General features: G+C 71.9%; 10 protein-coding genes. All 10 read left to right on the top strand.

Annotation, left to right across the window (positions count from 1 at the left end):
• Positions 1–27: 27 nt before the first annotated feature.
• The 10 genes from DEI95_RS08770 (at position 28) to ftsZ (ending at position 14075) form a co-directional block, all read left to right on the top strand.
• A complete protein-coding gene (locus tag DEI95_RS08770) occupies positions 28–1797 on the top strand; it encodes a penicillin-binding protein 2 (RefSeq protein WP_111060000.1) in 1770 nt (589 codons plus the stop codon).
• 34 nt (positions 1798–1831) lie between these two features.
• Positions 1832–3454 (top strand): Mur ligase family protein, encoded by a 1623-nt coding sequence (locus DEI95_RS08765; protein ID WP_110825511.1) that lies wholly within the window; start codon positions 1832–1834, stop codon positions 3452–3454.
• Positions 3451–4905, top strand: a complete 1455-nt coding sequence (murF, locus tag DEI95_RS08760) for a UDP-N-acetylmuramoyl-tripeptide--D-alanyl-D-alanine ligase (RefSeq protein ID WP_111059999.1) — start codon at positions 3451–3453, stop codon at positions 4903–4905. Before DEI95_RS08765 ends, murF begins: the two co-directional genes overlap by 4 nt.
• Complete coding sequence (gene mraY, locus DEI95_RS08755) at positions 4902–6005, top strand: phospho-N-acetylmuramoyl-pentapeptide-transferase (protein WP_110825271.1); 1104 nt, start codon at positions 4902–4904, stop codon at positions 6003–6005. The genes murF and mraY overlap by 4 nt, the downstream gene beginning before the upstream one ends.
• Positions 6002–7531 carry a UDP-N-acetylmuramoyl-L-alanine--D-glutamate ligase gene (gene murD / locus DEI95_RS08750; protein ID WP_110825272.1) on the top strand — a complete coding sequence of 510 codons (1530 nt, stop codon included), beginning with the start codon at positions 6002–6004 and terminating at the stop codon, positions 7529–7531. Before mraY ends, murD begins: the two co-directional genes overlap by 4 nt.
• Positions 7494–8834 (top strand): putative lipid II flippase FtsW, encoded by a 1341-nt coding sequence (gene ftsW, locus DEI95_RS08745; protein ID WP_111059998.1) that lies wholly within the window; start codon positions 7494–7496, stop codon positions 8832–8834. The genes murD and ftsW overlap by 38 nt, the downstream gene beginning before the upstream one ends.
• The gene (locus tag DEI95_RS08740) at positions 8831–9967 is read left to right on the top strand and encodes a glycosyltransferase (protein WP_111059997.1); all 1137 of its coding nucleotides are present in this window, start codon (positions 8831–8833) and stop codon (positions 9965–9967) included. The genes ftsW and DEI95_RS08740 overlap by 4 nt, the downstream gene beginning before the upstream one ends.
• Positions 9964–11388 carry a UDP-N-acetylmuramate--L-alanine ligase gene (gene murC, locus DEI95_RS08735; protein ID WP_111059996.1) on the top strand — a complete coding sequence of 475 codons (1425 nt, stop codon included), beginning with the start codon at positions 9964–9966 and terminating at the stop codon, positions 11386–11388. The genes DEI95_RS08740 and murC overlap by 4 nt, the downstream gene beginning before the upstream one ends.
• On the top strand, positions 11385–12752 hold the full coding sequence (locus DEI95_RS08730; protein ID WP_111059995.1) for an FtsQ-type POTRA domain-containing protein: 1368 nt from the start codon (positions 11385–11387) through the stop codon (positions 12750–12752). Before murC ends, DEI95_RS08730 begins: the two co-directional genes overlap by 4 nt.
• Positions 12753–12911: 159 nt before the next feature.
• The gene (gene ftsZ / locus DEI95_RS08725) at positions 12912–14075 is read left to right on the top strand and encodes a cell division protein FtsZ (protein ID WP_111059994.1); all 1164 of its coding nucleotides are present in this window, start codon (positions 12912–12914) and stop codon (positions 14073–14075) included.
• Positions 14076–14088: the final 13 nt, after the last annotated feature.

Raw genomic sequence — 14088 nt, 5'->3', positions numbered from 1 at the left:
CGCAGCTCCATCCCGGAAAGGCCGCTCGTGACGAAGACCCTCCGCTCCCGCCGCCTCCGCTACAGCGTCGTGATGCTCGCCGTCATCGCGCTCGTGGCGGTGTTCGTGGTCCGCCTCGTCGACATCCAGGTCGTGCAGGCCGCGGAACTCACGAAGGCGGCCGAGTCGAAGCGCAGCATCCCCGTGACCCTGTACGGCACGCGGGGCTCGATCGTCGACCGTGACGGCACCGCACTCGCCGAGAGCGTCGTCCGGTACAACATCACGACCTCGCCCCGGTTGGTCAAGGGGTTCGAGGGGAAGCTCGGCGGCAGCCGCGTCAAGGACGTCACCGTCGAGCAGGCACTCGCCGCCGTCGCGCAGGCGTCGGGCGGCGACGTCGCCGAGATGCAGGCGGCCATCGCGGCCGACCCGGGGTCGGACTTCGCCTACCTGGTCAAGGGCATCGACGTGAAGCACTACGAGGCGGTCACCGCGCTCGGCATCCCCTGGGTCTACAAGGAGCAGCAGGCTTCGCGGACGTACCCGACCGCCGCGGCGACGGGCAACATCACCGGCTTCATGGGGACGGACGGCGCCCAGGCCGGCCTCGAGCTCGCGTACCAGAAGTGCCTCGCCGGCACGAACGGCTCCGAGACGTACGAGCGCGGCGAGGACGGGGTGCAGCTCCCGGGCAGCACCGTGACGAAGAAGCGGGCCAAGGACGGCGGCACGCTCGTCACCACCATCGACAGCGACCTGCAGTACATGGCGTCACAGGACATCGCCGACGCCGCGCAGCAGCTCAAGGCGGAGTCGGCGACCGCCACCGTCGTCAACGCGAAGACGGGCGAGGTGCTCGCCGTCGCGGACTACCCGACGGTCGACCCGAACGACGTCGACGCGACGACCGACCCCGGTGCGTACGGCTCGCGCGCCCTCACCGCGGCTTACGAGCCCGGCTCCACGATCAAGGCCGCGATCGCCGCCGCGCTCATCGACAAGGGGCTCGCGACCCCGACGACGCAGGCCGTGGTGCCGTACTCCAGGACGTTCCCGTGGGGCGGCACCATCCACGACTCCGAGTTCCACCCGACCGAGAACCTGACGCTCACCGGCATCCTCCGCGACTCCTCGAACGTCGGGATCACCGACCTCGGCGCGAAGCTGTCGACCCAGCAGCGGTACGACGTCATGCGCGACTTCGGCCTCTTCGAGCCTGAGCCCGCGATCGACTACCCGGGCCAGCCGACGATGGACTACGGCGCGAGCCCGCAGTGGGACCAGCAGACCGACATCAACTCCATGTTCGGACAGGGCATCGTCACGACCGCCATGCAGGTGTCGAGCGTCTACCAGACCCTCGCCAACGACGGCGTCCGGATCCCGCTCCACATGGTGAAGGGCTGCGAGACCGCGGACGGCAGGACGATCGACGCGCCCGACGTGCAGGAGAAGCGGGTCGTCTCCGAGCAGGCGGCGTCGCAGACGGTCGACATGCTGCAGAGCGTCGTCACCGGCGGCACACTCGTCGGCATGAAGCCGATCTCCGGCTACAACATCGCCGCGAAGACCGGCACGGCCGAGGTCGCGGACGGCGCGAAGGGCTACGGCGCGGAGCGCGTGATCTCGGTGGCCGGAATGGCACCCGCCGAGGACCCCCAGTATGTTGTCACGGTGACGTTCACGAAGCCGCAGACCACCAAGTGGTCGAGCGGAGCGGCTCCGGCGTTCCGCACACTCATGTCCCAGGTGCTCGAGAAGTACCGAGTCGCCCCCTCCACGACAGAGGCGCGGACCTACCCGTCCACCTGGTAGCCGCACTGTCCACGTGGTGAGGAAGAAGGAGCACTTGTCAGCACGGATCCCCCCGGTCCTCCGGCCCGAACACCCGACCCCGCGGCCGGTCGCCGAACTCGCGAACGCCTTCGGGCTCCGCGTCGTCGGATCGCTCGACGGCGTCGAGACGACCGGCGTCACCCTGAGCGCCGCCGAGGTGCAGCCCGGTGACCTGTTCGTCGGCGTGCACGGGGCGAACCGCCACGGTGCCGAGTTCGCCACGGACGCTGCCGAGCGTGGTGCCGTCGCCGTGCTCACCGACGCCGCCGGTGTCGCGATCGCCGAAGCCTCCGGGCTGCCGGTGCTCGAGGTCGAGGACCCCCGGGCCGCGCTCGGCGACGTGTCGGCGTGGGTCTACCGCACGAACCCCGACGAGGCCGAGTTGCCGCAGCTCTTCGCCGTCACCGGGACGAACGGCAAGACGAGCACGTCGTACATCCTCGAAGGCGTCCTCAAGCAGCTCGGTCTGGTCACCGGGCTGAGCTCCACCGCCGAGCGCCACATCGGGTCGCTCAGCGTGACGAGCCGGCTCACCACCCCGGAGGCCAGCGAGATGCACGCGCTCCTCGCCCGGATGCGGGAGAGCGAGGTGCGCGCGGTGGCCGTCGAGGTCAGTGCCCAGGCCCTCAGCCGGCACCGGGTCGACGGCATCGTGTTCGACGTCGTCGCCTTCACGAACCTCAGCCACGACCACCTCGACGACTACGCCGACATGGAGGAGTACTTCCAGGCGAAGCTGCCGCTGTTCCAGCCGGAGCACGGCCGCCGCGGTGTCGTCTCACTCGACACCGACTGGGGCCACCGGGTCGTGCAGGACTCCCGCATCCCCGTGACGACCATCACGGTGCACCCGGACGTCGAGGCCGAGTGGCACGTCGACATCGTCGAGGCGCACGCGGCCTACACCGAGTTCCGCCTGACCGGACCGGAGGGCCGCGAGCTCACCACCCGCGTGCCGCTCATCGGCTGGCACATGGCCGCGAACGCCGCACTGGCGATCGTCATGCTCGTGGAGGGCGGGTTCGAGCTCGGTGCGATCGCGCAGGCGCTCGAGACGAACCACCGCCGCTACCCGGACGAGACCGACGGCACCGTGGTGAGCGCCATCGAGTGCTACCTGCCCGGCCGGACCGAGCGCGTCTCGGGCGACACCGGTCCGAGCGTCTACGTCGACTTCGGGCACAGCCCGGACGCGTTCCTCAACACCCTGGCGGCGGTCCGGCAGTTCACCCCCGGCAAGGTCGTCATGCTCTTCGGCGCCGACGGGGACCGCGACACCACGAAGCGCGCCGACATGGCCCGCGTCGCGGCGGAGGGCTCCGACGTCCTCGTCGTCACCGACCACCACCCGCGCTTCGAGGACGCCGCCTCGATCCGGAAGACCCTGGTCGACGCCGCCCGTGCCGCTTACCCGGACCACGAGATCCACGAGGTCAGCCCGCCCGAGGCGGCGATCCGTGCCGCGGTCGCGCTCGTCGGGGAGGGCGACTCGATCCTCTGGGCCGGCCCCGGGCACCAGGACTACCGGGACATCCAGGGCGTCCGCACGCCGTACTCGGCGCGCGACGAAGCCCGCGCCGCGCTCCGCGAAGCCGGTTGGGAACCGAACGCCGGTCCGACGGAGGACGCTCGATGATCGCGCTGACCCTCGCCGAGATCGCCGCAGCGGTCGACGGCGAGCTCGTCCGCGGTGCCGCCGACACGACCGTCACCGGTTCCGTCGAGACGGACTCGCGTCTGGTCGCGTCCGGCAGCGTCTTCTTCGCCCTGCTCGGCGAGGAGACCGACGGGCACCGCTTCGTCCCGGCCGCCGCCGACGCCGGCGCAGCGCTCGTCGTCACCGAACGCGCCGTCGACCTGCCGGACGACGCCCCGACCGCGCAGATCGTCGTCGCCGACGGCTACGCCGCCCTGGCGGCCCTCGCCCACGAGGTCGTCGCCCGCGTCCGTGCCGCCGGTGCCCTGCGCGTCGTCGGCATCACGGGCTCGAACGGCAAGACGAGCACGAAGAACATGCTCCGCACGATCCTGTCGCGCGTCGGCGAGACGGTCGCGCCCGAGGGCTCGTTCAACAACCACGTCGGCGCACCGGTCTCGATGCTCCGCATCACCGCCGACACCCGGTTCCTCGTGGTCGAGATGGGCGCGAGCGGTATCGGCCACATCGCGAAACTCGTCCGCATCGCGGAGCCGGACGTCGGTGTCGTCCTCAAGGTCGGCCTCGCGCACGCCGGTGAGTTCGGCGGGATCGACGCGACCGAGCGCGCCAAGTCGGAGATGGTCACCGACCTGCCGGCCACGGCCACGGCCCTCCTCAACGTCGACGACGACCGCGTCGCACGGATGCGCGGGCGCACAGCGGCACGCGTCGTCGGCTTCGGCACCTCCGCCGGTGCCGACTACCGCATCGGTGGTGTCACGACGGACCGCGACGGCACCCGGTTCACGCTCACCGCGCCTCCCGTCGAGTCGGCGGACGCCGTGCCGGGAGGCCCGTCCGGGTCCCCCGAGACCGTCGACGTCCGTCTCGCCATCCTCGGCGAGCACCACGCCATGAACGCCGCCGCGGCGCTGTCCGTCGCGCACCTGTGGGGCGTGCCGCTGGCCGAGGGCGCCGCCGCGCTCGCATCGATGACGCGCGCCGAGCGGTGGCGCATGGAGCTCCTGCAGGGGCCGGACGGCGTCACCGTGATCAACGACGCCTACAACGCGTCGCCCGACTCCACCGCGGCCGCGCTCCGCACGCTCGCGCAGGTCGCCCGTCCGGGGGAGCGCACCGTCGCCGTCCTCGGCGAGATGGCCGAACTCGGCGAGTACTCCGTCGAGGAGCACGACCGGATCGGTCGTCTCGTGGTGCGGCTCGGCATCGGACAGCTCGTGGTCGTCGGCCGCGGCGCGATGGCCCTGCACCAGGCCGCCACCCTCGAGGGGTCGTGGGACGGCGAGTCCGTGTTCATCGAGGACGTCGACGACGCCGTCCGTGCCCTCCAGGAGATCGTGCGTCCGGGTGACGTCGTCCTGGTCAAGTCCTCGAAGTCGGCCGGGCTGCGGTTCGTCGGCGACCGCCTCGGAGGTGTCCCCGAATGATCGCGCTCCTCGTCGCCGGCGCCGTGTCGCTGGTGTTCACACTGCTGCTCACGCCGCTGTTCATCAAGCTGTTCCACCGGCTCGGGTGGGGGCAGTTCATCCGTGACGACGGTCCGCAGTCGCACCACACCAAGCGCGGCACCGCGACCATGGGCGGCATCGTCCTCATCCTGGGTGCCGTGATCGGGTACTTCGTCGGGCACCTCGCCGGGCGCGACCCGGTGACGCTGTCCGGGCTGCTCGTGCTGTTCCTCATGGTGGGGCTCGGCGTGGTCGGCTTCGTCGACGACTTCCTCAAGGTGCGCCGCCAGCGCAGCCTGGGGCTCGGCGGTTGGGCCAAGGTCCTCGGCCAGGTCATCGTCGGGGTCGTCTTCGCGACGATCGCCCTGGTGGTCCCGACCGGCAACGGGAAGCCGCCGGCGTCGACGATGATCTCCGCGATCCGCGACGTCCCGTGGCTCGACTTCATGGCGCTCGGCACGGTCATCGGCACCGTCCTGTTCCTGGCCTGGATCGTGCTGCTCACGGTCTCGACCTCGAACGGCGTCAACGTCGCGGACGGGCTCGACGGGCTCGCGACCGGGTCGAGCATCCTCGCCATCGGCTCGTACGTCATCATCGGCTTCTGGCAGTCGAACCAGATCTGCGGCGGTGCCCGGATCGACGAGAGCACCCGGCACGCCTGCTACACGGTGACGGACCCGCTCGACCTCGCCGTCGTCGCGGCGGCGGTCTGCGGTGGCCTCATCGGCTTCCTCTGGTACAACACCTCGCCGGCGCAGATCTTCCTCGGTGACACCGGGTCGCTCGGCCTCGGCGGTGCCCTCGCCGGGCTCGCGATCCTCAGCCGCACCGAGCTCCTGCTCATCCTCATCGGCGGCCTGTTCTTCATCGTCACCGGGTCCGTCATCCTGCAGCGCGCGTACTTCAAGATCACGCACGGCAAGCGCATCTTCCGGATGAGCCCCCTGCACCACCACTTCGAGCTCAAGGGCTGGGCCGAGGTGACCGTCGTCGTCCGGTTCTGGATCATCGCGGGGCTCTGCGTCGCGGCCGGGGTCGGACTGTTCTACCTGGAATGGATCGCACGAGTCCAATGAGCGAACGCCTGAACGGTCTCGACAGCTGGTACGCCGGAGGCTGGAAGGGCCTGCGGGTGGCGGTGCTCGGCCTCGGCTCGACGGGGTTCTCGGTCGCCGACACGCTCGCGGAGCTCGGCAGCGAGGTCGTCGTCTACTCGACCGACGCTCCCGCCGACAGCGTCGAGCTGCTCGACGTCATCGGGGCGCGGTTCGTGCAGACGCCGCTCGACACCGTGCCCGCGGCGCTCGTCGAGCACGCCCCGGACCTGGTCGTCGTGTCGCCCGGGCTCCCGCCGCACAACCCCACCGTCGCCTGGGCTGTGGCGAACAGCACCGTGTGGGGCGACATCGAGCTCGCCTGGCGCGTGCGCGACAAGGTCGTGAAGGGGCCGGTCGCCGCGCCCTGGGTGACGATCACCGGCACGAACGGCAAGACCACGACGACGCAGCTCGCGACGGCGATGTACGCCGCCGGGGGACTCCGTGCCGTCGCCTGCGGGAACATCGGGGTGCCGGTGCTCGACGTCGTGCGGGACCCGGAGGGCTTCGACGTGCTCGTCGTCGAGCTCTCCAGCCACCAGCTCCACTACATGCCGACCACCGGGCCCGGCGCCGTGGTCCCGCTCGCGTCGGCGTGCCTGAACATCGCCGACGACCACCTGGAGTGGCACGGGTCGGCGGAGGCCTACCGGGCCGCGAAGGCCAAGGTCTACGAGCGCACCGTGATGGCGTGCGTGTACAACACGGCGGACGAGGTCACCCGGCACATGGTCGAGGAGGCCGACGTGGTCGAGGGGTGCCGCGCCGTCGGGTTCTCGCTCGGCGTCCCCGCGCCCGGGGACGTCGGCGTCGTGGACGACGTGCTCTGCGACCGCGCCTTCACCGAGGACCGCCGCAACAGCGCGCTCGAGCTCGCGACCGTCGCGGACCTGGAGCTCGCCGGCCTGGACAGCCCGCACATGACCGCGAACGTGCTCGCGGCGGCCGCCCTGGCGCGTGCCGCGGCCGTGCAGCCGAGTGCCGTCCGTGCCGCCGTGCAGGCCTTCCGCGCCGACCACCACCGCACCGAGTCGGTCGCGACCGCCGACGGCATCGCCTGGGTCGACGACTCGAAGGCGACGAACCCGCACGCGGCGACGGCGTCCCTGTCCGCCTTCGACCCGGTCGTGTGGATCGTGGGCGGCCTGTTCAAGGGCGTGGACATCGACGGGCTCGTCGAGCGGTTCGGCCCCGGGGTGCGCGCCGTCGTCGTCATCGGGACCGACCGGGCTCCGGTGCTCGAGGCATTCGCACGACACGCGCCCACGGTCCCGGTGCTGCAGGTGGAAGCGACGGACACTGAGCAGGTCATGCCCGAGGCGGTCCGGCATGCCGCTTCGGTCGCGCGACCGGGCGACACGGTCCTCCTCGCCCCGGCGGCGGCGTCGTTCGACCAGTTCGGTTCCTACGCAGACCGGGGCGAGCGTTTCGCGGCTGCGGTCCACGAGCACCTGGGAGGCGACGCCGATGGCGACACCGACGGATCTTCCGACGAACGGCCGTAGCGCCCGAGCACGCGCCGGCGCGGCGGGCGCGGCCGCCTCCGCGCGCGTGGGTGCCGGGGTGGACGGTGCGCGTCGCCGGTCGAACGGGGCCGTCGTCGCGGTGAAGAACGTGTTCGTGGCCGAGTCCACGACGTTCTACACGATCCTCGGCGTCACGCTCTTCCTCGTCGTCTTCGGCGTGGTGATGGTGCTGTCGTCGTCGAGCGTCGAGGAGTACCGCTACAAGCACGGCTTCTTCGGCGCCTTCGCGAAGCAGGGCCTGTACGCGCTCATCGGCGTCCCGCTCATGCTCGTCGTGAGCCGGTTCCCCGGCGAGTTCTGGCGGCGGTGGGCGATGCGCATCCTCGGTGCCGGGCTCGTCCTGCAGCTCCTCGTGTTCACCCCCATGGGCATCGACATCCAGGGCAACCGGAACTGGATCGGCCTCGGTGCGTTCACCGCGCAGCCGTCCGAACTCCTCAAGCTCGCGCTCGTGCTCGGCATCGGCGCCGTGCTCTTCCGGAAGCGCGAGAAGCTGCACGACTGGCGGGAGGTCTTCATCCCGGTGGGGCTCGCGACCGCGGTGTCCATCGGCCTGGTGCTCCTCGGCGGGGACCAGGGGACCGCGATGATCATGATGATCCTGGTCTTCGGCAGTCTCTTCGTCGGTGGGGTGCGGCTGCGACACCTCGCGGTCGGCGTCGTCGCGATCGCGGTGATGCTGCCGGTCGTCACGATGGCCTCGAGCTCACGCCAGACGCGCATCAGTGCGTGGCTGTCCGGCTGCACCGACTCGAACCAGGCCCAGGACCTGTGCTGGCAGCCCGTGCACGGCATGTGGGCGCTGGCGTCCGGCGGGGTGTTCGGCGTGGGGCTCGGCAACTCGAAGCTGAAGTGGTCATGGCTGCCCGAGGCGGACAACGACTACATCTTCGCGATCGTCGGCGAGGAGCTCGGCCTGATCGGCGCCGTCGTCGTCCTCGCGCTGTTCGTGGTGCTCGCGATCGGCATGATCCGGGTCATCCGGCTCTCGCCGGACCCGTTCGTGCGGACCGTCACCGGTGGTGTGCTGGCGTGGGTGATCGGGCAGGCGCTCGTCAACATCGCCGTCGTCCTGGGGCTGCTCCCGGTGCTCGGCGTCCCGCTCCCGCTCATCTCGGCCGGTGGATCGGCCCTCATCATGACCCTCGTCGCGATCGGCGTCGTGCTGTCCTTCGCCCGTGACCTGCCGGCCCGCACCGGGTCGGGCGGTACCGGTCGGAGCGGTGCGCCCGGACGCACCACCGTCCCGGCACCCGGGACGCAGAACGGAGCCCTGCGGTGAGCCGCTTCCTCTTCGCCGGCGGCGGGACCGCCGGCCACGTCAACCCGCTGCTCGCGGTGGCCGACCGGCTGACCCAGCGGTCGCCGGAGGACGAGGTCCTGGTGCTCGGCACCGCCGAGGGCCTGGAGTCCCGGCTCGTGCCGATGCGCGGGTACGAGCTCGTCACGATCCCGCGGCTGCCCTTCCCGCGGAAGCCGAACGCCGCCGCACTCCGGTTCCCGGGCGCGTTCTGGTCCGCCGTCCGCCACACCGAGCGCATCATCCGCGAGCGCGAGATCGCCGTCGTCCTCGGCGTCGGCGGGTACGCGGCCGCCCCGGCGTACGTGGCGGCGAAGCGCACCGGGACGCCCGTCGTCGTGCACGAGCAGAACGCCAAGCCCGGGCTCGCGAACCGGATGGCGGCGGTGCTGACCACGCACGTCGGCGTGACGTTCTCGAACACCCGGTTGCCGCACTCGCAGGTCGTCGGCATGCCCCTGCGCCGGGAGATCGAGCGTCTGGACCGTCGTGCCGAGCGTGCCGCCGGGTTCGCGGAGTTCGGACTCGACCCGGACCGTCCCGTGCTGCTCGTCACCGGCGGGTCCTCGGGCGCCCGGAGCATCAACCGCACGGTGCACCGGGCCGCGGCGACGATCCTCGGCGCCGGCTGGCAGATCCTGCACGTGGTGGGCGCGGCGTCCGACATCGGGCCGAGCGACCTGGACGGCTACCACGTGCTGCCGTACTGCGACCGGATGGACCTGGCGTACGCCGCGGCCGACTTCGTGGTCTCGCGCTCCGGTGCCGGCATGGTCTGCGAGCTGACGGCGGTCGGCCTGCCGAGTGTGCTCGTGCCGTACCCGGTCGGCAACGGCGAGCAGCGGCACAACGCGCGGGACGTCGTCGCCGCCGGGGGAGCGCTGCTGGTCGACGACGCGGAATTCACGCCCGACTGGGTGACGTTGCAGCTCCTGACCGTCCTGGAGGACCGTGCCGGCATCGCCGACATGGCCGTCCGCGCCGGCAGCGTCGGGCACCGCGACGGCGCGGACCGCATGACGGGACTCGTGCTCGCCGCCGCGGCCGGACGTCGCGGGAGCAGCACCGGCCGACCGACCGGCACCAGCACCACCAGCACCACGGAGGAACCATGACCATCAAGCCGGACCTCACCCAGCCGATCCCGGACGACCTCGGCACGGTGCACTTCGTCGGCATCGGCGGGTCCGGCATGAGCGGCATCGCCCGGATGTTCCTGGCCGCGGGCCACCGGGTCTCGGGGAGCGACTCCCGCGAGACCGCGACGACGGGCCGGATGCGCGAACTCGGTGCGGACGTCCGCATCGGGCACGACGCCGCCAACCTGGGCGACGCCGACACCGTGGTCGTCACGAGCGCGCTGTGGCCGGACAACCCGGAACTGCTCGAGGCGAAGCGCCGCGGGCTCCCGGTCCTGCACCGCTCGCAGGCCCTCGCCGCCCTGATCTCCTCGCACCGCCTCGTGGCGGTCGCCGGGGCGCACGGCAAGACGACCTCGACGGGCATGGTCGTGACGGCGCTCGTCGAACTCGGGCTCGACCCGAGCTTCGTGAACGGCGGCGTCATCCAGTCCCTCGGCACGAGTTCGGCGCCGGGCAGCAGCGACCTGTTCGTCGTCGAGGCGGACGAGTCCGACGGCTCCTTCCTGCTCTACGACGTCGCCGTCGCGCTCATCACGAACGTCGACCCCGACCACCTGGACCACTACGGCAGCGAGCAGGCCTTCATCGACGCGTTCGTCGAGTTCGCGGCGAAGGCGCGGGAGCGGGTCGTCGTGTCGAGCGACGACGCCGGAGCGGTGCGGGTCACAGCGGGCCTCCGGGAGCGCGTGGACGCTCCCGAGATCGTCACCTTCGGCGAGGCCGAGGACGCCGACGTCCGGATCGAGCGCGTCGACGAGGGTGCCGGTGTCGGCGTGGACCTCCGCTGGGGCGGCGCCTCGTACCACCTGGCACTGCGGGTCCCCGGTCGCCACAACGCGGTGAACGCGGTCGGCGCGTTCGCCGTGCTCGTCGGCCTCGGCGTGGACCCGGCGGACGCGGTGCGCGGCATCGAGGCGTTCGGCGGCACCGAGCGTCGCTTCGAGCTGCACGGCGTCGAGCGCGGCGTGTCCGTGTACGACGACTACGCGCACCACCCGACCGAGGTCGCCGCGGCGCTCCGGGCCGCGCGCGACGTCGTCGGCGACGGTCGGATCATCGCGATCCACCAGCCGCACCTGTACTCGCGCACCCGGATGATGGCCGGGGAGTTCGCCAGCGTGTACGAGGAGCTCGCCGACCACACCGTCGTCCTCGACGTGTACGGCGCCCGCGAGGACCCGGAGCCCGGTGTCACGGGCGCCCTGGTGCAGGAGCGCTTCGCGGACCAGAGCCGTGTGGACTACCTGCCGGACTGGGCCGAGGCGTCGGCACGGGCCGCCGCCGTGGCACGGGACGGCGACATCGTGATGACCCTGAGCTGCGGGGACGTCTACCGCATCATCCCGCAGGTGCTCACCGCACTGCAGACCGGACCCGGGGCCGCGGGCCGGTGAAGCGACCCGAGGGCTTCGACGAGCACGCCGGGCTCGACGACCGCCACGCCGGGTCCGCCGCTCCTGCCGACGGCGCGCGGGAAGCCCGGCGTCCGTCCCGGACAGCGGGTCTCCGAGCCGCGTTGGACGGCGCCCGGGAGGCCCGACGCGCGTCCCGCACGCCGGCTGCGGACGAGCGCGCCGAACGTGGTGTGGGTCGCGACGCGGACGGCACCGCCGGACGCGTGACCGGCTTGCCGGACCTGCCGGAGGTGGACCTCACCGAGGACGAGCGGTCGACCGGGCCGGTCGACACGGGCACCACCCGACCGGGTCGGGCCTCCCGTCCGCGCGTCCGGGTGGCGACGGACGCCGACCGGGCCCCGTCCGCCGGCACGACCCCGGACAGCGGCACGACCCCGGACAGCGGCACGACCCCGGACAGCGGCACGACCCCGGACAGCGGCACGGACCGGGCCGGCAGGTCGGCCGCGCTCGGCGGGACCGACGACGACCGTCACCTCGGACACGACGGCCCCGGCGCGCCGGACGTCGCGCCGCACGTCCCCTCGACGACCCCGATCGGCGCGCGCGTCCGTGCGGCGGAGACCGCACGAGAGGCCCGCGTCGCCCGCAAGCGCCGTCGGCTGCTCGAGCGGGCCGAGGTCCGGCGCTTCACGCGGCGGAGCCGACACCGACGTGCAGCGTGGCTCGCGGCGGGCGGTGTCGTCGTCGTCCTCGTCGCGTCCGTGCTCGTCGCCGTGTACTCGCCGCTCATGGCCCTCCGGACCATCGAGGTGAAGGGCACCGACCGCGTCGACGCCGCCGAGGTCCGGGCCGCGCTGTCCGGGCAGATCGGCACACCCCTGGCCCGGATCGACCTGGACGAGGTGCAGGAGCGGATCGCCGGCTTCCCGCTCATCGAGCGCTACGTGACCGAGGAGGAACCACCGCACACCCTCGTGGTCACGGTCACCGAGCGGACCCCGGTCGTCGCGGTGCAGTCCGGGAAGGGCTTCGACCTCGTCGACCCCGCCGGGATCGTCGTGCAGTCGTCGACGAAGCGGCCGGACGACATGCCACTGGCGGACATCGGTCGGGCGAAGCTCGGCTCGACGGTGTTCCGGACGATGACGGAGGTCGTCCTGGCGATGCCGACGGACGTCCGGAAGCAGGTCTCGGGCATCGCCGCCTCGACGTCGGACGACGTCACCCTGAGCATGCGGGACGGGTCCAGCGTGGTGTGGGGGAGCCCGGACGAGTCCGTGGCGAAGGCCGACCTGCTCGCGGCACTCGTGGCGGACCACGCGCAGCGGTCGCCGGACACCGAGGTCGAGTTCGACGTGTCGGCTCCCGACAACGGGATCATCCGACCGCGGTCCTGACGGCGGCGGACAATTGCCGGGCGGCATCGACGACACGCGGCGTGGCGGGTCGTCACCGAGCGGACGGCACCCGTAGCGTCGGGACCAGCACCATTCGTAGCAGCTAGAACTCTGAACTTCAAGCACAGGTTGAGGGTTTTGACCGGAGGCCGGACAGACGTGACCACGAACCACAACTACCTCGCCGTCATCAAGGTGGTCGGTGTCGGCGGCGGCGGTGTCAACGCCGTCAACCGCATGATCGAACTCGGCCTCCGCGGCGTCGAGTTCATCGCCATCAACACCGACGCGCAGGCCCTGCTCCTGAGCGACGCCGACGTCAAGCTCGACGTGGGTCGCGAGATCACCCGCGGTCTCGGCGCCGGCGCCGACCCCGAGGTGGGCCGACGTGCCGCCGAGGACCACGCCGAGGAGATCGAGGAAGCCCTCGCCGGTGCGGACATGGTCTTCGTCACCGCCGGTGAGGGTGGTGGCACCGGGACCGGTGGCGCCCCCGTCGTCGCCCGCATCGCGAAGTCCATCGGCGCCCTCACCATCGGTGTCGTCACGAAGCCGTTCGGCTTCGAGGGCAAGCGTCGCCAGTCCCAGGCCGAGAACGGCGTCGCGAGCCTCAAGGACGAGGTCGACACGCTCATCGTCGTGCCGAACGACCGTCTGCTCGAGATCTCCGACCGCGGCATCTCCATGGTCGAGGCGTTCGCCACGGCCGACCAGGTGCTCCTCGCCGGTGTCCAGGGCATCACGGACCTCATCACGACCCCGGGTCTCATCAACCTCGACTTCGCGGACGTCAAGAGCGTCATGCAGGGTGCCGGCTCGGCCCTGATGGGCATCGGGTCGTCCCGCGGGGCGGACCGGGCGATCAAGGCGGCCGAGCTCGCCGTCGCGTCGCCGCTGCTCGAGGCCTCGATCGACGGCGCACACGGTGTGCTGCTCTCGATCCAGGGTGGCTCGAACCTCGGCATCTTCGAGATCAACGACGCCGCCCGCCTGGTGCAGGAGGCCGTCCACCCCGAGGCGAACATCATCTTCGGTGCGGTCATCGACGACACCCTCGGCGACGAGGTCCGCGTGACCGTCATCGCCGCCGGCTTCGACGGCGGCGAGCCGTCGCAGCAGCACCAGGAGCGCCGCTCGAGCTACGTCGACCCGGACGCCGGTGCCACCGTGCCCGTCGCCACCGGTTCGTCCAACCGCATCGAGGACTCCGGCCACACGACCCCGTCCTGGGCGTCGCAGGAGCACGAGCCGCCGGCGCAGCGCGCCGCCGACCCGGCCTTCGACGACGACGACGAACTCGACGTCCCCGACTTCCTGAAGTGAGTCGGCCCCGCGT

Origin of the sequence: Curtobacterium sp. MCBD17_008 (assembly GCF_003234475.1) — a bacterium.
In the GTDB taxonomy this organism is placed as follows: Bacteria; Actinomycetota; Actinomycetes; order Actinomycetales; family Microbacteriaceae; genus Curtobacterium.
Note: the sequence above shows the minus strand (reverse complement) of the source record. Positions and strands in the feature narration are given on the sequence as shown.